General features: G+C 64.6%; 24 protein-coding genes and 3 pseudogenes. 7 read left to right on the top strand and 20 right to left on the bottom strand.

All coding sequences use genetic code 11. From position 1 onward, the window contains the following. Positions 1-117: 117 nt before the first annotated feature. Genes ACLML9_RS12180 through ACLML9_RS12165 form a run of 4 tightly spaced genes read right to left on the bottom strand, consistent with a single transcriptional unit; the run spans position 118 to position 2,655 of the window. On the bottom strand, positions 118-474 hold the full coding sequence (locus ACLML9_RS12180) for a hypothetical protein (protein ID WP_411945615.1): 357 nt from the start codon (positions 472-474) through the stop codon (positions 118-120). Between the two features lie 13 nt (positions 475-487). Next, on the bottom strand, positions 488-1,981 hold the full coding sequence (locus ACLML9_RS12175) for a hypothetical protein (RefSeq protein ID WP_411945614.1): 1,494 nt from the start codon (positions 1,979-1,981) through the stop codon (positions 488-490). Then, the gene (locus ACLML9_RS12170; protein WP_411945613.1) at positions 1,978-2,313 is read right to left on the bottom strand and encodes a WXG100 family type VII secretion target; all 336 of its coding nucleotides are present in this window, start codon (positions 2,311-2,313) and stop codon (positions 1,978-1,980) included. Before ACLML9_RS12170 ends, ACLML9_RS12175 begins: the two co-directional genes overlap by 4 nt. A gap of 18 nt (positions 2,314-2,331) precedes the next feature. Next, positions 2,332-2,655, bottom strand: coding sequence for a WXG100 family type VII secretion target (locus ACLML9_RS12165; RefSeq protein WP_411945612.1), 324 nt, complete (start codon positions 2,653-2,655; stop codon positions 2,332-2,334). 273 nt (positions 2,656-2,928) lie between these two features. Between ACLML9_RS12165 and ACLML9_RS12160 the strand changes: the two genes are divergently transcribed. Beyond that, positions 2,929-3,468: a hypothetical protein gene (locus ACLML9_RS12160; protein ID WP_411945611.1), complete on the top strand. Its 540-nt coding sequence runs from the start codon at positions 2,929-2,931 to the stop codon at positions 3,466-3,468. Between the two features lie 97 nt (positions 3,469-3,565). Here the strand turns inward: ACLML9_RS12160 and ACLML9_RS12155 are convergent, their stop codons facing one another. From ACLML9_RS12155 to ACLML9_RS12140, 4 genes and pseudogenes are all read right to left on the bottom strand, one after another. After that, positions 3,566-3,775: a DUF397 domain-containing protein gene (locus tag ACLML9_RS12155; protein ID WP_411945610.1), complete on the bottom strand. Its 210-nt coding sequence runs from the start codon at positions 3,773-3,775 to the stop codon at positions 3,566-3,568. A gap of 35 nt (positions 3,776-3,810) precedes the next feature. Continuing rightward, a pseudogene (locus tag ACLML9_RS12150) lies at positions 3,811-4,092 on the bottom strand (Scr1 family TA system antitoxin-like transcriptional regulator); the annotation flags it as partial. Positions 4,093-4,145: 53 nt separating this feature from the next. Further along, positions 4,146-5,317 (bottom strand): IS3 family transposase gene (locus tag ACLML9_RS12145; RefSeq protein ID WP_411945609.1). Its coding sequence is split into 2 segments (ribosomal slippage): positions 4,146-5,062 and positions 5,062-5,317, totalling 1,173 coding nucleotides; the frame shifts between segments, so codons are not numbered across the junction. Positions 5,318-5,330: 13 nt separating this feature from the next. Continuing rightward, positions 5,331-5,954 (bottom strand): Scr1 family TA system antitoxin-like transcriptional regulator, encoded by a 624-nt coding sequence (locus tag ACLML9_RS12140; RefSeq protein ID WP_411945608.1) that lies wholly within the window; start codon positions 5,952-5,954, stop codon positions 5,331-5,333. Between the two features lie 654 nt (positions 5,955-6,608). On the opposite strand from ACLML9_RS12140, the gene ACLML9_RS12135 reads away from it, so the two are divergent. Then, entirely contained in the window at positions 6,609-6,803 is a 195-nt protein-coding gene (locus tag ACLML9_RS12135) for a hypothetical protein (RefSeq protein WP_411945607.1), read from the top strand. Between the two features lie 82 nt (positions 6,804-6,885). Here ACLML9_RS12135 and ACLML9_RS12130 read toward each other — a convergent pair whose 3' ends face one another. From ACLML9_RS12130 to ACLML9_RS12090, 9 genes are all read right to left on the bottom strand, one after another. Continuing rightward, complete coding sequence (locus tag ACLML9_RS12130; RefSeq protein ID WP_411945606.1) at positions 6,886-7,647, bottom strand: ESX secretion-associated protein EspG; 762 nt, start codon at positions 7,645-7,647, stop codon at positions 6,886-6,888. A gap of 84 nt (positions 7,648-7,731) precedes the next feature. Next, the gene (locus tag ACLML9_RS12125; protein WP_411945605.1) at positions 7,732-8,910 is read right to left on the bottom strand and encodes a hypothetical protein; all 1,179 of its coding nucleotides are present in this window, start codon (positions 8,908-8,910) and stop codon (positions 7,732-7,734) included. Positions 8,911-8,964: 54 nt separating this feature from the next. Then, positions 8,965-9,459 (bottom strand): hypothetical protein, encoded by a 495-nt coding sequence (locus tag ACLML9_RS12120; RefSeq protein ID WP_411945604.1) that lies wholly within the window; start codon positions 9,457-9,459, stop codon positions 8,965-8,967. A 47-nt stretch (positions 9,460-9,506) separates the two neighbouring features. Continuing rightward, on the bottom strand, positions 9,507-10,076 hold the full coding sequence (locus ACLML9_RS12115; RefSeq protein ID WP_411945603.1) for a DUF3558 domain-containing protein: 570 nt from the start codon (positions 10,074-10,076) through the stop codon (positions 9,507-9,509). A 163-nt stretch (positions 10,077-10,239) separates the two neighbouring features. After that, entirely contained in the window at positions 10,240-10,770 is a 531-nt protein-coding gene (locus tag ACLML9_RS12110; RefSeq protein WP_411945602.1) for a DUF3558 family protein, read from the bottom strand. Beyond that, positions 10,767-11,216, bottom strand: a complete 450-nt coding sequence (locus ACLML9_RS12105; protein WP_411945601.1) for a hypothetical protein — start codon at positions 11,214-11,216, stop codon at positions 10,767-10,769. Before ACLML9_RS12105 ends, ACLML9_RS12110 begins: the two co-directional genes overlap by 4 nt. Positions 11,217-11,258: 42 nt before the next feature. Next, positions 11,259-11,978 carry a hypothetical protein gene (locus ACLML9_RS12100; protein ID WP_411945600.1) on the bottom strand — a complete coding sequence of 240 codons (720 nt, stop codon included), beginning with the start codon at positions 11,976-11,978 and terminating at the stop codon, positions 11,259-11,261. A 59-nt stretch (positions 11,979-12,037) separates the two neighbouring features. Beyond that, positions 12,038-12,502, bottom strand: a complete 465-nt coding sequence (locus tag ACLML9_RS12095) for a hypothetical protein (RefSeq protein WP_411945599.1) — start codon at positions 12,500-12,502, stop codon at positions 12,038-12,040. Positions 12,503-12,521: 19 nt separating this feature from the next. Next, positions 12,522-13,331: a hypothetical protein gene (locus tag ACLML9_RS12090; RefSeq protein ID WP_411945598.1), complete on the bottom strand. Its 810-nt coding sequence runs from the start codon at positions 13,329-13,331 to the stop codon at positions 12,522-12,524. A 380-nt stretch (positions 13,332-13,711) separates the two neighbouring features. Here ACLML9_RS12090 and ACLML9_RS12085 point away from each other — a divergent pair, with 380 nt between their 5' ends. Together ACLML9_RS12085 and ACLML9_RS12080 are read left to right on the top strand one after the other, a co-directional pair. Beyond that, the gene (locus ACLML9_RS12085) at positions 13,712-13,987 is read left to right on the top strand and encodes a hypothetical protein (protein ID WP_411945597.1); all 276 of its coding nucleotides are present in this window, start codon (positions 13,712-13,714) and stop codon (positions 13,985-13,987) included. Further along, positions 13,984-14,382, top strand: a complete 399-nt coding sequence (locus tag ACLML9_RS12080; protein ID WP_411945596.1) for a type II toxin-antitoxin system VapC family toxin — start codon at positions 13,984-13,986, stop codon at positions 14,380-14,382. The genes ACLML9_RS12085 and ACLML9_RS12080 overlap by 4 nt, the downstream gene beginning before the upstream one ends. Positions 14,383-14,575: 193 nt before the next feature. Here ACLML9_RS12080 and ACLML9_RS12075 read toward each other — a convergent pair. Then, a pseudogene (locus ACLML9_RS12075) lies at positions 14,576-15,635 on the bottom strand (CaiB/BaiF CoA transferase family protein). After that, the gene (locus ACLML9_RS12070) at positions 15,632-15,775 is read right to left on the bottom strand and encodes a hypothetical protein (RefSeq protein WP_411945595.1); all 144 of its coding nucleotides are present in this window, start codon (positions 15,773-15,775) and stop codon (positions 15,632-15,634) included. The pseudogene ACLML9_RS12075 and the gene ACLML9_RS12070 overlap by 4 nt, the downstream one beginning before the upstream one ends. On the opposite strand from ACLML9_RS12070, the pseudogene ACLML9_RS12065 reads away from it, so the two are divergent. Further along, positions 15,776-16,023 (top strand): annotated as a pseudogene (locus ACLML9_RS12065) (short chain dehydrogenase); the annotation flags it as partial. 66 nt (positions 16,024-16,089) lie between these two features. On the opposite strand, the gene ACLML9_RS12060 reads toward ACLML9_RS12065, so the two are convergent. Beyond that, entirely contained in the window at positions 16,090-16,293 is a 204-nt protein-coding gene (locus ACLML9_RS12060; protein WP_030521162.1) for a zinc-ribbon domain-containing protein, read from the bottom strand. A gap of 249 nt (positions 16,294-16,542) precedes the next feature. On the opposite strand from ACLML9_RS12060, the gene ACLML9_RS12055 reads away from it, so the two are divergent. Both ACLML9_RS12055 and ACLML9_RS12050 read left to right on the top strand, forming a co-directional pair. Further along, positions 16,543-17,424, top strand: coding sequence for a hypothetical protein (locus tag ACLML9_RS12055; protein WP_411945594.1), 882 nt, complete (start codon positions 16,543-16,545; stop codon positions 17,422-17,424). A 64-nt stretch (positions 17,425-17,488) separates the two neighbouring features. Beyond that, positions 17,489-18,124, top strand: a complete 636-nt coding sequence (locus tag ACLML9_RS12050) for a type 1 glutamine amidotransferase family protein (RefSeq protein WP_411945593.1) — start codon at positions 17,489-17,491, stop codon at positions 18,122-18,124. The last annotated feature ends 1 nt before the right edge of the window (position 18,125 follow it).

The raw sequence follows: 18,125 nt of genomic DNA, 5'->3' as shown, positions 1-18,125 counted from the left end.
GAAGCCCTCAACGCGTTCGACATGACCTTCGACGGCCGCCTGGCCGCCGCACGAAAGTAACTCAACGACAACGACTTACACCGTTATCTTTACAGACCCGCGGAGGAGCCATGGTTTCTACTGAGTGACCGGGTTGTACACCAGATCGTAGACCCGCACTCCTGCGGTGTCGTACCACCCGTCGGCGCCTCGGCTGTAGATGATGTTGCCGTCGCCGTCGTACCAGTGATCGGCGTCGTTGGTCCAGTTCCGCTTCTCCGGGCTGATCGACTCTTTGGCCTGGGCTTGCAGTTCAGCCATCGTTTCGGGGTCGAGACCCGGGCGGGGGTTGGCCTCGGCGGCGGCGCGCGCTTCGATGATCCGGGCGTTGAACTGGTCGAATATCGCCTGGTTGCGAGTGTATTCGTCGCTGTTGAAGTAGTCCTCGCCGGTCAAGAGCGGCTTTTTCTTGCGGCCGGTGAATCGTTCGAACACAGGGCATCCCCTTCTAGATCTCGGTCATCTGAACGATGGTACGGCCGTTCGGAAGCGTGACCACCTCATGCACCATGAACGGTGTGTCAGGCCCGAACATCACTTCGTCGGGGCGTGTGGCGTACTCCCCGACCGGCTTACCGGTCTTGCTCACGATCTGGAACTCGACGTTCTGCTGCTTGACGAATTCCGGGTCGATGCCTTCGGGCTTGAGAGTGCTGTATGTGAACCCGTGTTCGGTGACCGGCTTTCCCGGGACGTAGCGAGCCAGTTCTTCTGGGGTCAGAGTGATATGGCGAACCAGCGGACCCTCGTGGGAGGGCAGCTTGGCGAGGGCCTGTTCCAGCGCGGCAGCGCGGCGCTGTTCCTCCGGCGTCAGCGGCAGGCCTCTGGTCAGCTTTTCATTGAGGGTCATGCCACTGTCGGGCGACCTCATGGCGGCAGTTTGGATAGCCTTCTCGTCTTCGGGGCCGAACGACCAATCGGTGCTTTTACCAGGCCGGTGGCCGCCGGGCGCCTTCTTGTTGATCATCTGCCAGATCCGGTCCATATTCGTCTTGTGGCTGGAGAAATCCGGAACGTCTTTGAACCCGCGCCCGAGGCCGCGGGATTTGAACAGCGTGATGAACGGTTTGATCTTCGCCCCATACTTGGCGCACAGAGTCGCCAGGCGGGAGCTGCCGATCGCGGCACCGATCGGGCCTGCGGCACCGAAGGTGACGAAGGATGCGGCTACGGTGATTCCGGCGGTGACGGCGGCCTCTACCGCGGAATCGATGATGAACTGGCGCAGGAACCCTTCGATTTCCTTGCGCATTGCCACCAGCTCGTCATGGTGTTCGCTGGTGGTGGTGGCCATCGCCCCGAATCCGGCCACGGTTTCGGCCGCCGCGGCCGCCATCGCGGTCAGGTCTTCGTCGATATGGTCGAGCTCGGGCGCGGTGATCGGCGCGAACATACCGGCGATGCGTTTGATCTCGTCGGCGAACCCGGCGACGGCGGGCTCGGCGGCGATATCGCGCCAGATCGCCGCGACCGTCCAGAGTTTATCGGTGTCGCCGTCGGGGACGGTGATCCCGATTTCGTCGAGTAGCCCGATCCCCCCTTCGATCAGCCCGCTACCTGGCCCACCGGCCGAGGGCAGTGGTGGCCGGCATTCCACCAGCAGATTCAATGGGTGCACGGGCGGCTGGGACGGTGCCGGGCCGGGTTTCATGTTGGCGTTGTGGTCACCGAGAGCATGCAGGTAACCGAGTTCGGCGACGACATTGCCGTACCCGTTGACGTTGTTGGCCATCAACTTCACCTGCACCAACAGGTCGTTGGCCTTGGTGTCGTAGCCGGTGGCCCAGGTACGGGCCTCCTCATAGGAGCCGGTCATGTTCGCGCCGGTGTCGGCCAGCTTCGACCAGTGCTTATCCACCGAGCCGATGAAATCGTCGGCGGCCTTCAGCAGGGCGGCCGCAGCTTGGTGGTAGACGTCGGTGTCGACGTCTACCACGGTCATCGCACACCAGCGTCCGGGGCGGGGCCCCGGTCGATGCGGGCCAGGATCGCGGCGAATGTGCTGGTGTAGGAATCGTGGGCGTTCTTTCCGGCCGCTTCCATTTTCGCCAGCCCATCGCGCATTTTCTGTGCGCCGGCGTTCCAGGTGTCCATCGCGGCGCGGGCGGCAGCGGCGGTTTCCCCGGTCCACGGCTCGGCCGCGCCGTCGCCGTTATGCAGTCGGTTCATCCGCTGCTGCAGCTGTACCAGCTGATCGTCCGTGAAACCGAGTAAACCGCGCAGCTGGGCGTTGAGCGCGTCGAGCGCGTCGGTGTCGACATGGTGCCGTGACATAGCGGAAACCCCTGTTGGTCAGATGTTGAGCGAGCTCGGGCGGGGCCCGGTATCGGCGAGGTCGGCGGCCAAGGTCTCATCTGCTGAGGCGAATTCCTCGCCCTGCACTCCCAGCAGGTCGGCCATGGCTTCCAGTGAGGACAGCAGTGTCACCGCGCCCTCGCTGGCCTCCTGCCATCCCGCGGTGAACGCCTGTGCGGCGGGACCGCCCCAATAGGTCATGCCGTCGATTTCAGCGTCGATACGACGGAACCCGTCACCGACCGTGGTCGCGATCTGCCGAAGAAATGTGGCGGCGTCTGCCATGGCGACGGCGTCCGCGGCAATCGGTTCGGGCGCCATCACCGGTCGCCGAGCTCGAGTCGAGTCATACAGCTACTGATCCCTACAGCTAACTTCGCCTGTTCATGCCAATTCCGGCACGATAGCCGGACCACAGGGGTACGACAAACACAACGACAGCTGAAATCAGGACGGGGCTGAGGGATGAATCGCTGGCGGCCGAGACAGGGTCGTTCCGGAAGGGCACGATCGACCACGGTGAGTGCACTGGTGATTCTCGGGGTCGTGACCGCCTGCGGATCACCGGAAGCCGGGTACGCCGGAGCGGGTCCGATGTTCGGTGGGCTGGCGGATTCCTGCGCTCAGGTGGTGAGGCCGGCGATGGGCGCCGTCCGTTCCTATACGGGCGCGCTGTTCAGCGACACGGTCGAGTTCGAAGATGAGAGCGCGGGACTATCCGCTGCGGCAGCACCCGTCAAAGTGTGTACCGCGCAGTATCAGAAGATCGAACCCTGGGCGGCCGGAGAGCCTCTTTCACGCACCATCACCCTGTCGTTCTCACTGAGATTGGGCGATGATGCGGTCGCGGCCACGGAGCGGCATTTCGATCGGGCACTCGACGCTACGAAGGGCAGCGAGACAACCGGTCTCGGGGACGAGTCCTTCGAATCCTGGGGCGCGCCGGACGACACCGCGTCGAGTGCGTTTCGGAAGAGCAACGTCTTCGTCAGCGTGGCCGTCTTCGGCTCGAACATGTCGGAAGGGGAAGGCATCAGTGGACCTCGCGCGGGGCGTGCCGAGTTGGAGCCCGGGGCTCGCGCCATAGCGGAGGCGCTGGCGGCGGACCTCAGTGCCGCGCTCACCTCGAACTGAAATCAATCCCTGGGGATCAACCGCCGCCGTGATGCGGAACCGACCGCACTCCCTCCGTACGGCGAGAGTGCGGTCGGTTCTGCTGGGTATGTGCCTATCAGTCCGCTGAGCCGAGTCCGCCCGAGCGCAGGCCAGCGGTGAAGGCGTCCCACTCGCCTGGACCGAAAACCAGGGCCGGGCCAGCCGGGTTCTTGGAATCCCGCACACCCACCATCCCAAGCTGCAAGTGAGCCACCTCGACACACTCCTTGCCGCTGGCACTACGGCTGCTCTTGAACCAGGCTGCGCCGGATAGGTCAATGCACATGCCCGATACTCCCTCGCCGTCGCCTCGATGAGGCGCTGTGTGTCCCGCTCGTCCAATGCTACTTGCAGAATGGAACTACGAGCTGCCTGATACTGGGCGATCTCACTCCGCTTGTCCAGGTACAACGCCCCGCTGAAGCCCTCGACGTAGACCACAGGTGGCTCGGTCAGCACCGGATTCAAATGTTCAGGGAACTCCAGGTATATGAAGTCCTTCGCGGTCAGCCCGAGATGGTCCGGGGAAAGGAAAGGTACGACGCGCAGTGAAACGTTCGGCATTGCGCACATCTCGACAAGATGATCCAACTGGTCCGCCATGGTCTCGACATGAGGGGCCCGGTGGATCCCGGACAGCGGCCTGAAGGGTTATTTCATGCTGCCATCTGCCGGTTCAGGTAGTCGGTATGCACCTGCAGTGGCGCTTTATAGCCGAGTCCCGAATGAAGACGCTTGCGATTGTAGAATGTTTCGATATATTCCACAACCGCACGCCGTGCCTGATTGCGGGTATCGAAGGTGGTGCGGTGTAACCATTCGTTTTTCAGGACGCCGAAGAACGATTCGGCCATACTGTTATCCCAGCACACTCCGGTGCGGCCGACGGATTGACGCATGCCCATCTTCTCGAGTTTCTTACCGAAATCGTAGCTGGTGTAGTTCGATCCGCGGTCGCTGTGGAAGATCGCGCGCGGGAGAATGCCGACCCGGGTCGAAACCATATCGAGCGCGTCGGCGATCAACGGGGTACGGTAGTGGTCGGCCATCGACCAGCCTGCCACCATTTTCGTGTAGCAGTCGATAACCGTCGCCAAATACAGCCAGCCTTCCTCCGTCCGGATGTAAGTGATGTCGGAGACGAACTTCTCACCCGGTGCCGCGGCGGTGAAATCACGCGCCACGAGGTCGGGGATCCTATGGCCGGCGTCGGCCTCGGTAGTGGCCGGCCGCCACGGTCTCGGCTGACAGGGCATCAGGTCGAGCTCCCGCATCGGCTTGCGGACGGTGTCGTCGTCCACGACGTGTCCGGAGGCCACCGGCACCGCATGGATACGCCGATGCCCGTAGGTGCCGTGGCTGTCGTCGAAAACGGCGCGGATCATCGATTTCAACTCGTCGCGTCGTTTCTCTGTGTCGGAAACCGGACGATCACGCCACTCGTAGTATCCCGACCTCGAAATGTTCAGATTCTTACACATGAAGGAAACCGGATACGCCTTCTCCGCGTCCATGTCAGCGATGAAGTCGTATTTCACTGCTGGCGGCTCGCGAAGAAGGCTGCCGCTTTTTCCAAGAATTCGGCCTTCATGCGAAGTTCGCGGTTCTCCCGCTCCAACTCACGTAACCGGGCCCGCTCGGAAATGGCCAGAGGTTCTTCTTCCCCCGGATGATTTTTCCGGTACGCCGCAACCCAATTGGTGAGCGTCCCTGAATTGATTCCCAGATCCCGGGCGACTGCCGCGATCGAACGGCCGTCGCTTTCCAGGACCATTTTCACGGCCTCGTCCTTGTACTCCGGCGAGTACTTCTTCCGCTGATGAGCCACGATCTATCTTCCCTCATATTTCCGTAACTGCCCTACCAGGGGGCACTGTCCGGAGGGAACCGGTCACCTCAACACCACCCGTGGGGTGCCGAAGCACAAACTCGCTCAGCGCGACGCACAAGTTGAAACCGGATTTGTCCTGCAGCCGCTCCTGGCGTCGTTGCAGCAGCATGATCTCACGGTCAAGGTCAACCGGCTTCCCGAGTGACTTCGCAACTTCCCACAGCGCGCGGCGGTAACCTGCAGTCTGAAGCAACCCCGGCAAAGTCGCCGTCTGCCATGAGAAGGCCGCACACGACGCCTGTTCGAGCCCAAAGTACATTTCGACCTCGGGCACCATCGCATCAGCGTACGACTGCCACCACCCGTCTTTGCGGGACTCATCGACTAGCCACAGCAGTTCACGGCGGTCTTCCGGGCTCGCTTCGTATGTATCGCACAGCGCATTGACCACCATCTTCTTGGTCTCGCTGTTGCGCCCGGACTCCAAGCGCCACAGGGTTTGCGCGCCCATCTCGCACCGGCGGGCCGCGTTCGCGCGGCTCAGCCCCGCCCCCTCACGCAGTTCGCGGAGGCGGCGGCCCAGGACCCGGCGGGGCAGGGTCGGTGGGTTCGTGGCGTTCGTTTCGATCGACACAGGTCTCTCCCCTTCATTAGCGTTACTCGCGGTTATTCCAACCCAAATGGAATAGTCGAACAGTTTGGAATTACCAATCCACCCGGAGCAATTCCATTGTGTGACTGGATCTTACGTAGCGATTCACAATCGGGGAAGGGGATGGTTGACTGAGCACGCGGCAGCAGACGTGGAAAATTCCGTAGCGGAATTTCCCATTTCGCCCGCACCGGCTCGACGGGACCGGAGACACCGCGCAGTGTCCACCGGGCCGGCGTGAACCAGACCATCCCCGACGTTGCGAGGTGAACCATGCTGTTCGGACTACCGGTGACCGATCACCGGCCCGTACCGGTGATGACCATCGACTACGCACACCAGGTAATGCAGTCCCACATCGAGTGCCCCTCGACGGCGTGCCCGCTCAAAAGGCAGGCCCGGGCGCGCCTGATCGAGTCCCGCAGAATGGTTCCCGGCAATCCGGAATTCTCGGAATACTGATTCCGTCGACACGAAGGAAACCGCGCTAGTGAAAGAAGAACTGCCGCGCCGTATTCCCGGTGCGAATTCCATACCGGTAGGCAGAAAATGGAATCCGCCAGCCGATATCGTCACTCTGGCCCAGGTATCGAACGCGCTGCGTCGGTGGCCGTCACAGGGAACCGGTCAGGCACGATGAACGGATCTCTGGAGCGTGACGATCACACTGCACCGTTCGATATGGTCGCCGCCCACGCCGGGAGCCTCGGTTACCGACTCGTCCGCGAACCGGGCACGCCGGCCGGATGGGCACTGCTGGACGCTGTGGACGGCGAACGACTCTACGGAGCAGCCACTCTCACCGATATCGCGCGGTATCTCGATGAATAGCGGCGAGTCGGCGGCCCCGCGCTCGGCTACCCATACAGTTTCGCCGGAGCTGCCGCGAGTGTCCGGGCCGCCGGGGGCCGTGCTACCAGATATCCGGTTCGTCCTCACGCAGCCGGCGCACTGCGCGGTCGATCCAGTCGGCGAACCCAGCCGTGAGATCAGCGGCACCGGCCGGCCGCACCGTGACATGTTCGCGCGTCTGTTTCTCCAGGTAGCGGCCGTCGGCGGTGAGATCGTACCACTGGGTTCGGTACCAGGGTTCGGGGCGATCCAGAATCGACCCGACCCGCAGGGCCGCCATACCGCCGCCGTCCGCAGGGCGCTGCACGAGACGCCGGTACTGTTCGCCGGGACCCCGTCGCAGGGATCGCTGCTGGTCGCGGCCTGGTGCGAGATCGTCGATATGGAAGGTGCCCGCCGGTTCCCGGCCGGGATCGCACGACGGCACCAAGCCGGCGAGGCGTTTCGGCAGCTGTTCGGCGGCGAACAGCTGGGCATGGATCGAACCGTCGACACCGTCGATCACCGACTGTGCCAGCACCACCCCGTAGTGGGTGGTGCGTGCGCCGACCACCCGGTATTCACGCACCCGGCCCTTGGTGGTCGCGGTCGAGGCCCCCAGGATCTCGATCCGCAGGTCACCGTCGGACACGGTGTGCAGGGCCCGCCGGATCAATTCGCGCTCGTCCCGGTCGTATCGCGCGCGCACGGCCGCGGCGTGTGCCTCGAACGGGTTGCGGGTCTTGTAGCGGCTCAGATAGTGCAGCGGGCGTGGGAACCGGTCGATCCCGTCGCGATACCAGAGCGCGGCGAAATCGTCCGGCTCCCAGATCCATGTGCTCATTGTCGGTGGTGTTTCCTCGATTATGTGGCGGCTGCCGGTACCTCGGCGCCGCCGGCCGGTGCCCTGGGGTGGGCGGACGATCGATCAGTCGCGTTCCGCCGGCCGCGCAGCCGGTGTGTCGGCGCCCAGCACCCCGCCGGGAATCGTGGCTGGCAGCTCTCCGAGCAGTTCGTCGGTGTTCTCGGCATTGATGAGATAGTCCGGGATTTCGTGCTTGTCGTCCGCCCCCTGCTGACCACGACCGGCCCCCGGCGACATCATCCCCGGCATACCGCTACGTGCTGCGCCGGCACTGGGGGTGCCGGTGGAGGCCACCGCGGGAGTTCCGGTGGTGTTCGGGGTGCCGGGGACACTGCGGCCGGGGTCGCCGGTGGTCACCGGGCTGCCACTCGGATAACCCGGGGTGCCCGGGCCGGGAGTGCTCGTGGTGGTGGTGCTCGGCATGGTGGTGGTGCTCGGTGTGGTGGAAATCGGACTCTCGGTGGTGGACGGTGTCGTCCCCGCGGGTGTCGCGCCCGGCTGCTCGGCGCCCGGGTCCTCCGACTGCGGGGTGCCAGGGTCGTCGCCCGGCTGTTCCTCGCCGGGTTCCGCACCCGCTTCTTCTCCGGTGGGGTCCTCACCCTGCGGTCCGCCGGTGTCTGTGCCGTTGGGGGTGCCGCTCTGGTCGGTGGCGACGCCGCCTGGGCTGGGCTGGTCGCCGGTGGGCAGATCGGTATGCAGGGGTTGGGTCGGATTCACGGGGGTGGGCAGGACCGGGATCTTCGTATCGGCCGCGACGAAGCCGGTCACATAGTTGTCGCCCATCACCTGCCGCGCCACTTCCTCCGCGTCGCTGCGATCAGTGTCCTCGTAGAACGGCAGCCACGACCATCCGCTGGGATTCCATGGCGACTTCTCGGCCGGAACATCGGGCAAGTTGTTCTGAGTGCGCATGATCGACACCACCGAGTCGTAGACCTGCACTGCCAGCGCGTTCAGCGCGGGAACCAGATCTTCGGCTCGGGTGGCGTAGTTGCCGATCGCCTGCCGCGACTGTTCCGCCGCAGGCCCCTCCCAGGCCGCCGCGCTGGACCGCCGGATGCGCGCGGCGAACACCTGCACTCCGCTCTCCCACTGTGCGGCGATCTGCGCGTACTGGTCGGACGCTGTCATCCCGTGATCACCCGGCGCCAACGGTTTGAACGCCTCGTTGATCTGAGTATGGGAGAAACCGTTGGGTTGCTCGGGATCGCCGATCTTCGGGTTCTCGTTCTGAAAAGTCATCGTGCCCCCTGTATCGAACTCACTGGCGTACAGCGCGACCGCACCACGGGTCTCCTACTGGCCCGGGGTTACCGGGAAGGCCGGCGGCAGCGCCAACGGCACGACGGGCGGCGCCCCGGCCATCAACTCGTTGTACCGACCAGCGAAGGTTTCATCGGTTTCCATGTACCGCTGCGCGATCACCCGGTGCAACTCCTGAATGTCCTCAACGATCCGGTAATGTTGCTCGAGAATCGCGTGAACATCGTTTCCGTCCTCCGCGTTCTGTGCCTTGGTGCGGAAACGATTTACCAGGACAGCCGCCGAGGAAAGGCCGTCACTCGTCTCCCCGAGGTCCCATTGCTCGCGTTCGAAGATGTTGCGCGCCATACGTTGGAGAGCTTGGATAAGGAGTTTGAACCCTTCACAGTCGCGTTCCATGTAGACGAACTCTTCGGCATTCACACGAACCGCATCTGGAGAACCTGCACCAAGGTTCACCGACAGTCGCCCTTCCCGCGCCTCGGTCAGCAAATCCTCTAGTGGACGCAGAGCTGTATCGTCAACCACTCCTGAACTCCTTCCCGTTGATCACAGCTGACTTCTGACCGGGACGCTCAGAGATCCGGAATCAAGGGAGCGATCTTCTGGGCCAACCCCAGCGCCAATTCACAAGTATCGATGTGTCCGGTCTTGTTCCGCGAAGCCGGGTTATCCATGGAGAGCTCAAGGCTTCCTCCCTCCATCTCGACGTAGAGTAGACAGGACGCCCGCGAATCAGCCTCGCCGACTGCATCCACCGCCATCGCTGCCCGGCCGTCGACCGTGTACTCCTGCCGAACCACAAACTTGTCGTTGTCTCGCACCACTGGCAGCGTCAGATTCGTAGTCGTTATACCTACCGCATAGCTGTCCGGAGCCACGTAACCGCAACCACGCCACTTGATCCCTTGACTCCCGTCCACGTTGGAGTCCAGGCCGTCCGGGACCAAGTTCTCCGACGCCAGCACCTCCTGTGGAATATCGGTACACGGATCGAACGACGACGGCGCCTCCGCAGCAATCGGCAACCCGGTCGTCGTGGTCACCGGCGACGCCGTCCCCCCGGTCTCGGAACCACACCCCGCGACCAGCAGCGCAACCCCCACACCGCACAGAATCCCCCGGACCGACCGAACAGCGGCCATCACAAACCTCCCGACACCGGCATTCCATATCGAACCGGGAACCAGCCGGCCCCCCGTGCCCAGCCGACCCTACCGACCCCGTAACCCCCGCTCAACCTGCGACCGACGTCGCGCTGCGCCGGACCGATCCGGCGCTGAGCAGGACAAGCGCAGCCGCAAACCGTCATTCGGGCAGGTAAGGGCTCAACTCCCCGGCCACCCGCTCCCCTTCCACACAGATATCACCACCCGCCGCGCCGCCACCCGGCCCGACCGGCAGACGCGCCCAGACGAGTGCCATTCCCTGCTGAAGTTCCACACCGAAGTAGCAGCGCTCCTTCCGTTCCGGGTCGAGTGTGTCGCCGAATTCGAGTGCTGTCCGGTCACCGACAGTGGCGGGCCCGGCCACCTGGTAATCCCGGTAGCGCGGATCCTGCTGGAACTCGTCCAGTGAAGTCGGCCCGAAGTACACTGCCGCGTCGTACCAGCCGGCGGCGGATTTCCAGATACAGCCTTCCCAGCCGGAGAATTCGGTCCCGAAAGGCTCCGTCATCAACGGTTTCGGCACGATTCCTGCTTCGGTCAGGCCGGCCGCGGGGATATCGCAGGGGTGGGCCACCGACTGCGGTTCGGCCGTGTCACCGGTATCCCCGCATGAGGTAGTCGTCGCCGCGACGACTCCGGCGAGTAATACCTTCACCAGCGTTCTTCTCATTGCAGCCAAGTCCTCTGTTCCGGGTAGTCGTCGAAATCGTCGGGCCAATCACTCGGCCCTACTACATTGTCGTCACGGTGTGACGTCGGCGGCGGCATCGGGGACTCCGGTGCGGAAGCCGGCGCACCCCAGGTCCATATGAAAGAAGGCGAATTCTTCAGTTCCGCCGCCTCCGGCGGTACCGGTCGCGCGAACTGTTCGATATCCTGCCAGCGGCATTCGCCCGCCTCGACGCGCGCACTGTAGTGCCGCAACTCGGGTGAGGCATTCGGCATCGCCGCCACCGACGCCATGAGCTCCTCGGTGACCGGAACCGGATCGCTCCACAGGTCCTCGAGGACGGTGCGCTCTACTCGCAGGCTCGCCGTCTCCAGACGTTCCGCCGCGGCGAGAACGCGACGGGCCATGGATTCCACACCGGGATCCAGATTCGGATCATCGAACATCTGTACCGCCTGGTTCAGCCGCCGAACTCCACCGAACTACCGTCATACTGCGTCCTCCCACGGCGCACGCCCGGAGCCCACCTCATAGGCTTCTTTCGGCCGGTTCAGGGTGTCCTCGGCCTGGGCCACCTTCGCGACATCGTTCACCAGAGCCGCCCGGCGAGCGGCGTCGTCGACACGGCTGGTGATCGGCTCGAGCTTCTGGGTGACCCAGTCCTTACCTTTGCCGACCGGGTTACCGAGCCACTCCAGGAATTCCTTGGTGCGATTACGCACATCTTCGATCTCGTTGATGATCGTATTGACGAGATCGACTATGTTCCAGATCTTCCTGGCCATATCGACGATCTCGATCGCCGTACCGATTCCGGGGATCTTCTTGACGAGGGCCTTGAAGATTTGTTTGGTACTGCGGAAGTCGACGAAGGATGTCACGAAGTCGCGGAGTTTCTCGCAGGCCCGGCGGACACCGTCGCGGATCTTGTCCGCGACGATGGTGAGCAGGTCGCAGATGACCCGCCCCACGGGCCCCTCCCACTTCATGGCCGAGATCTGGCTTCCCGCCCACGTCTCGAAGGCGATGGCCGCTCTGCCGTCCCAGTGTGGGCCCACACGGCGCACTGCGTCTTCGAGATTCGCGGCGGAGCTTTCCATCGCATTACCGGCGACCTTGTACGTTTCACCGATCCGGCGGAGCTCGTTCCAGTTCGCGGTGATGCGGGAGACGACCATCTCCAGGATGTTCACCTCATTGCCCGCCATCCTGGTGACGTTCTTGACCGCCTCGTTGACATCGCCGACGACGCCGGTGGTCTCCGCGATCAGATCCGCGAGTTCCGGCGGCCCGCGGCCGAAGGCGGGTCCAGCTTGATCTCATTGGGTTTCGGATATGCGACGGGAGCGGGATAGTCCATGACCAGACCGGCGTTCTCCCGATCGGCGTCGACGGCCACCCCCTGCCCGGTGATCAGGTTCGTGGTCGCCGCGTTGAGTGCCTCGTAGGTTTTCTTGTCCTGGTCGTGATACATCCACGCGGTGCGGTTCAACTCGTCGCCGCTGTTCGCGGTGGTGTTGCCGATACCGGCCATCCGGGTTTTGAACACCCCCGCCGCGTGCGTGAACGGTGCAGTCAGCGGCTCGAGTATCGCCCCGCCGAGTCCCTCGGGGCTGACCACGCAGTGCGCGCCGACGAAATCGGCGATGGCCTTTGCATCGGCGCCGATGACATCCAGCGCGTTTCCCAACCCCGCGATCTGCGCGGATTCGGCTACCAGTGTTTCCGCCACCTGTCCGACCTTCCTTCCGTCATCGGTTCGTAGTGTGCAGAGAAGTCAGAATCGCTTCGGCATCGCCTTCGCTCAGCGCGTCCGGCAGACCGGTGTGACGCTGCAGGAACAGGACCATCACCTCGGCAGAGGCGTACGCGGAAGTGGCCACGACATCGAACTGCGCGGTGCTCGGGTCGCACGACGACTCTCGAGCGATCCCGGTGACGACCGCCGTGTATCGGATGGCCGGTCGCCCGGAGACTTCGGCCTGCACCGGGCCTCGGATCTCCACGTCGGGCCGAGCGCCCGCGGCGTCGGAGAAGATCGCACCGGCTCGGCCGGCCGCTTCGCGCGCCGCGGTGTCGATATCGGTGCCGTTGCGACCCTGGACCCCGACTCTCGCCAGGGCCGACCCTTCGGTCTCCGGACAATAGCCATATCCGTAGTCGCTCACGGCACCGTAGGACGCGATGGTCCGACCGCCCTCGGACCAGCTCACGGTCCGGCCGTTGGACGGGCGCCAGCCGTTCGCCGCGGGTACGGAATAGTCGAGCCCGTACCTCGTCGGCACCGTCCTGGGTTGTCCCTCGGTCACCTCGGGCAGCGGCGGCGGAAAGGCCATGGAGGGAAATCCGGGCGGTAGCGGCGGATCTGTTGGTGACTCCACCGGAGCCGGGGGCCGCCACGACGGAGCAGCCTGCTCCACTTCGGGCACCTTGTCGGCGTAGGGGTTGCCGACCCACGCGATAACCAGCATCACCGCTGCGGCGACGCCCATCCAGCCGGCGACCTTGGCCAGCGGGCCGATCACACCCGATCGAACAAGTGCGGTGAGAAAACTACGCAATTCCCTGTTCCCTACCCCGGTTTGTCCGCACAGTGGAAGGCCTTGACTCGGCTTTTCATGCCACTCCTCGCACAGATTGATCAGCGATCCAGTAGATCAGACGCCGCCGGAAGCGGATCGGTTCCTCTTCTCCGGATTATTCGAGGAGTTGCTCCACCACATCGACGGCGCCGACGATCACCGAGCGCGAAGTCGGGCCACGGTGCCGAGGTGAAGCGGTAGGTGGCGGTTACTGCGCGCCGCAGGGTAGCGCTCACCCGCCCCCTTCGCCATCGCATGGGAGCGTGTCCTCGACCCGGATCGAGAAGCCCGACCTCCCCGGCCCTGAACCTTCCCTCAAGCAGCGCTCCGTTTAGCATTTCAAATGCTATATTGAGCCGGTGGATACTGAATTCCCCCCCGGCGACGGACCCAGTAGTGGGATCTCGGTGAGCCTGACCGCCGGAACACTGCAGGCGATCCGGGAGCGCGTGGGCAAACGAGGCGTGTCTGCTTATCTGGAGCAGGCCGCACAACGCCAGATCGAACGCGACAACCTCGAGGAATTGATCGCCGACTTCGACGAGCACAACGGACCGGCCGACCCCGCCGCAGTGGCCGCCAAACGCGCCGAGCTGACCGGCGCCGCCGATCCGCAGGCCGGAACGGCCGCATGAGCGGCGCCCTCGTCCTGAATTGCGAGGGTCTCGCCAAAGCTGTGCGACGGGACCGCGAGGTCCACCAATGGCTCGCCGCCGCGCGCGACGCGGATATTCCTGTCGTCACCTCGGCTGCCGTCCTGGTCGAAGTAGTACATCCCAGGATCAACCACGACGCCCTGAAATGGACGCTGTCGCGTCTGCGCGTCGAGCCGGTGACCCAGGTTGTCGCCCAGTCCGCCGCCACCTTGCTGCGGGAAGCAGGCCTGCACGGCCACAAATACGCCATCGACGCCATGCTGTGTGCGACGGCACTGACCCAGTCCGGCCGCGTCACGATCCTGACCTCCGATACCGACGACGTCGGGAGGCTCACGGCTGCCCACCCTCGGGTCGTCACCAAGAAGGTTTGATCTGCCGCGGACTCGGGCAACACCCCAAGTGCGCGCCTGCTGCACCAAATCCCATCCCGACGGCGCGACAGCCACCCCACACGAAGTTTCGGGCCACCCATCAGAGCTCGCGGAGCACCGCCCAGACCGCCCAAGGCGTAATGCCGTTGCGGGACGCGTAGCCGAGACGGTGTACGCACGCGGCGGGGTCCGGCTACGCGGCCGTGCTGTCGCCGGCGGCGGTGTCGTGTTGACCCAAGCCGGGTGGCGGGCGGTAGTCCGGGGTCCACCCCACCACGCGTATCGACGAGCCGACGAGCCGGTGTTCCCCGGCCTCCACGACCATGTCCGGAGTCGCCTCCAGTGCCTCCGGCAGCGTGCGTACCGCCGCGGCGGGGACGCCGAGCGGCCGTAACCGCGCATCCCAGGACGCCGCGGATCGGTGGCCAGTACCGCGGTGACCATGCCGAGAACGGATTCGCGGCTGCTCACCCGTTCGGCCATGGTCTCGAACCCGGCCGGCCCGGCCTCATCCGCGAACAGTTTCCAGAACCCGTCGTGGGTGATGAACAGCGCGAGATACCCCTGGGCGGTCGGGAAGAGTTGGGCCGGAACGTAATACGAGTGGGCGCCGTAGGGGCGACGCTGGAGTTCCACACCGTTGTCCAGGTAGGCGGCCGCGTGATAGTTCAGCTGGGACAGCATCACATCGCGCAACGAGACATCGATCTGCCCGCCCCGGCCTGAAACGCTCTGGGCGAGCAACCCCAGCGCGGCGGTCAGGCCGGTGGAGTTGTCGGCGGAGGAATACCCCGGCAGCGTGGGTGGTCCGGCGGGATCGCCGGTGAGCGCGGCGACACCGGTGGCTGCCTGGACGACGTAGTCGAAGGCAGGGTCGTCACCGTTGTCCAGACCGAAACCGGTGAGCGCGACGCAGACGGTCCGGTCGTTGTATCGGCGCAGTGCTTCGTAGGTGAGTCCGAGTTTGCGGATGCCGAAGGTTTCAGGTTCACCAGCAGCGCGTGGGCGTCCGCGGCCAGTTCGCCGAGGCGGCGCTGCCCGGACTCCGCGGTCAGATCCAGACAGATGCTGCGTTTGCCGCGGTTCAGGCTGGCGAAATAGGAATCACCGACCTTGCGCGAGATATCGCCGCCCGGCGGTTCCAGTTTCACCACGTCGGCGCCCAGGTCGGCCAGCATCATGGTGGCGTAGGGGCCGGCCGGCCTGGTCCCCACCTCGAGCACCCGGATACCGGCCAGCGGCCCGGTATTCATAGCAGCTCCAGGGCCACCGCGGTGCCGAGTTCGATCCGTTCGGTCGCCGCGCCGAGTAGGGCCACGGTGACCAGTGCGTCGAAATCGGTGGGAATCACCCCGACCACCGGTTTCGCGCCGGATTCGATGTCCTGATGCATCTGTGGCCGCAGACCTATATCGCGACCTCGGCAGTGGCGAAACCTGCCCCGACGGTTCGGATCTGCTGAAGCGGTCGCGAGGTCCACGGATCATGGGCGGCGCCGCCGCGGAAATCCTGTCCCGCGAGGCGCGATACAACACCGGCAATTGCCATATCGACGCGGGCACACTCATCGAATCCGGCCGGACCGACCTGTCGGAATACGGCGTCGGCACGAGCCCGATCCCGGACATGTTCCTCGACTGAGCCGTCGATGGTCGACCGGAGTTCGCCGGACCGCATCGCGCCGGGGAACGAAGTCGGCGCCTCGGCTCAGGCTTCCACCGCGGTGCCGCAGATACCGCACACCTCGAGTGTGCGGCGCTTCCAGCGCGCGACCGGAACGAAGAACACAGTGAACTGCTTGAATTCCCGCACGCGCATCCACTGCGTCGTGTTGTGACAGCGGGGACAGGTCCGGGTCCCGCCGGGGCCGAGGTTCCGCCGCTTGGTCCCGAAACCGAAGATGAAGAACATCAGCCCAGCGTAGAGGGCTGATCGATGACTATCGCCGGTTATCAGCCGGTGCGTCGCCCCATCGCCCGTTGTCAAGCCCCGGTCCGGGCAGTGCGTGTGTACCGGAATGGAGGCATGTCGCGGACCGCAAAGATGCGGGCGGTACGACTCTCCCAGCCGTAGCCGGGGGATCCACCACACGGTATCGTGTCCGGGCCCCGCGAATCCCGCGCGAAAGCAGTATTCGATCGGCACACGAAGGTCTCGATCATGATGAGCGACGCAGTTGCCCGGGCATTCGGCCTGGCACTCAGACGGACCGAGCATTCGCTCTTCATCGCGACCGATGGTATAGCCGACCAGTATTACCGGCCCACCACCCATACCTTGCGCGGCGGTGCGGATCACCGCATCGGCGTCGACCTGATCGGCGAAGACCGGATCGGTCGATCCGGCGCCGGGAACACCGGCTCGGAGCGGCCGGAAACGGTGACGTGGAAGGAAACGCCACCGGCTGCAGACGATCTCAACACCCGGCCGGAGGCGCTGGTGGGCCGCGGGCGGCTCGTGCCCGAACTCGGTGAGGAGGTCAGCGAGCTGGTGAAGCTGTCACCGACCTTAACCGCACGTCTGGCCCAGGCCCGTCGTGACGGCTGGACGATCGAATACGGACCGGCAGGTGAAGGAAGCTACGCGAACCGAGAAACTTGGCAGATCGTCGTCGACTCCACGGCGCGCAACCAGCCCAAGAAAGAAATCTCGATCCTGGCCGAGGAAATCGGCCATGCGACCAATCCGAATCCGCCTCGCGGATTGCCCTATCACGGAGAAGATTCGGGCGAATGGGCTACGCGTAACACCGACGAGCATCTGAAGGACGAAGGCGAGGCCAAGCTGTTCGGTGTGGAGGTACTTCTGGAGATCGAACGCAACGGCGGACCCCGCATCCGAGTCGGTGGCCGCCACTTCTCCGAATACGAACGTTTCTACGAGGAGGTCGTCGACGGCGCCATGACCAGGGAGCAGGCCAAGACGCTGATCGGCCGGATGCACGATATGGACGAAATCGCCGGCGGCACCAAGCAGACGTACGGGGATTTCTTGCGTGCCCATTTCATCAGTGTCTACATGAACAAATACGCCGCGGAGTAGATGGCGGTACCCCACACTTCCGACCCAGATTGACAATACGTTGTCGTATTGACAGCATGTTGTCATGACCCCGAAAATCGTGCACGTGGCCGTCTTCGACACTCTCGCCGACTGGGAGGTGGGCGCCGCGACCGCGCATATCAACAACGACGCCTGGCACCGTGAACCGGGCGCCTACCGCACCTGTACCGTCGGAGTGAGCACCGAGCCCGTCACCACGATGGGTGGCATGCGGATCGTGCCCGAAATCGCCCTGGGCGAGCTCACCCCGGCCGACAGCGCCATGCTCATCCTGCCGGGCGCCACCGGCTGGGAACTCGGCGAGCTGGATCCCTTCGCCCAGAAGGCCCGCGAATTCGCCGCGGCCGGCGTCCCGGTCGCCGCGATATGCGGCGCGACCTACGGCCTCGCGCGGGCGGGCCTGCTCGACGACCGCCGGCACACCAGCAATATCGCCGAATTCCTGGCTGCCAGTGGCTACGCCGGCGGCGAACACTATGTAAACCAACCCGCGGTCACCGATCGCGGGGTGATCACGGCCAATTCCACCGCACCCTTCGAGTTCGCGCGCGAAGTGCTGGGCGCCCTGGAAATCTACGAACCCGAGGTACTCGACGGCTGGTACCGCCTGTTCAGCGCGGGAGACCCGGCGGGCTACGCGGTCCTGGCGGAATACGAGGCGCGGCAGGCGGCGGTCTGAG

The sequence above is a fragment of the Nocardia sp. NPDC002869 genome, assembly GCF_046764065.1.
GTDB lineage: Bacteria > Actinomycetota > Actinomycetes > Mycobacteriales > Mycobacteriaceae > Nocardia > Nocardia rhamnosiphila.
This window is presented reverse-complemented; position numbering and strand designations above follow the sequence as displayed.

Excerpts from the sequence above, each read along its gene's own strand:
- ACLML9_RS12175 (WP_411945614.1), bottom strand. The coding sequence starts at position 1,981 with ATGACCGTGGTAGACGTCGACACCGACGTCTACCACCAAGCTGCGGCC.
- ACLML9_RS12170 (WP_411945613.1), bottom strand. The coding sequence starts at position 2,313 with ATGTCACGGCACCATGTCGACACCGACGCGCTCGACGCGCTCAACGCC.
- ACLML9_RS12165 (WP_411945612.1), bottom strand. The coding sequence starts at position 2,655 with ATGGCGCCCGAACCGATTGCCGCGGACGCCGTCGCCATGGCAGACGCC.
- ACLML9_RS12160 (WP_411945611.1), top strand. The coding sequence starts at position 2,929 with ATGTTCGGTGGGCTGGCGGATTCCTGCGCTCAGGTGGTGAGGCCGGCG.
- ACLML9_RS12155 (WP_411945610.1), bottom strand. The coding sequence starts at position 3,775 with ATGTGCATTGACCTATCCGGCGCAGCCTGGTTCAAGAGCAGCCGTAGT.
- ACLML9_RS12135 (WP_411945607.1), top strand. The coding sequence starts at position 6,609 with ATGAACGGATCTCTGGAGCGTGACGATCACACTGCACCGTTCGATATG.
- ACLML9_RS12130 (WP_411945606.1), bottom strand. The coding sequence starts at position 7,647 with ATGAGCACATGGATCTGGGAGCCGGACGATTTCGCCGCGCTCTGGTAT.
- ACLML9_RS12125 (WP_411945605.1), bottom strand. The coding sequence starts at position 8,910 with ATGACTTTTCAGAACGAGAACCCGAAGATCGGCGATCCCGAGCAACCC.
- ACLML9_RS12115 (WP_411945603.1), bottom strand. The coding sequence starts at position 10,076 with ATGGCCGCTGTTCGGTCGGTCCGGGGGATTCTGTGCGGTGTGGGGGTT.
- ACLML9_RS12110 (WP_411945602.1), bottom strand. The coding sequence starts at position 10,770 with ATGAGAAGAACGCTGGTGAAGGTATTACTCGCCGGAGTCGTCGCGGCG.
- ACLML9_RS12105 (WP_411945601.1), bottom strand. The coding sequence starts at position 11,216 with ATGTTCGATGATCCGAATCTGGATCCCGGTGTGGAATCCATGGCCCGT.
- ACLML9_RS12100 (WP_411945600.1), bottom strand. The coding sequence starts at position 11,978 with ATGGCGGGCAATGAGGTGAACATCCTGGAGATGGTCGTCTCCCGCATC.
- ACLML9_RS12080 (WP_411945596.1), top strand. The coding sequence starts at position 13,984 with ATGAGCGGCGCCCTCGTCCTGAATTGCGAGGGTCTCGCCAAAGCTGTG.
- ACLML9_RS12070 (WP_411945595.1), bottom strand. The coding sequence starts at position 15,775 with ATGCATCAGGACATCGAATCCGGCGCGAAACCGGTGGTCGGGGTGATT.
- ACLML9_RS12060 (WP_030521162.1), bottom strand. The coding sequence starts at position 16,293 with ATGTTCTTCATCTTCGGTTTCGGGACCAAGCGGCGGAACCTCGGCCCC.
- ACLML9_RS12055 (WP_411945594.1), top strand. The coding sequence starts at position 16,543 with ATGATGAGCGACGCAGTTGCCCGGGCATTCGGCCTGGCACTCAGACGG.
- ACLML9_RS12050 (WP_411945593.1), top strand. The coding sequence starts at position 17,489 with ATGACCCCGAAAATCGTGCACGTGGCCGTCTTCGACACTCTCGCCGAC.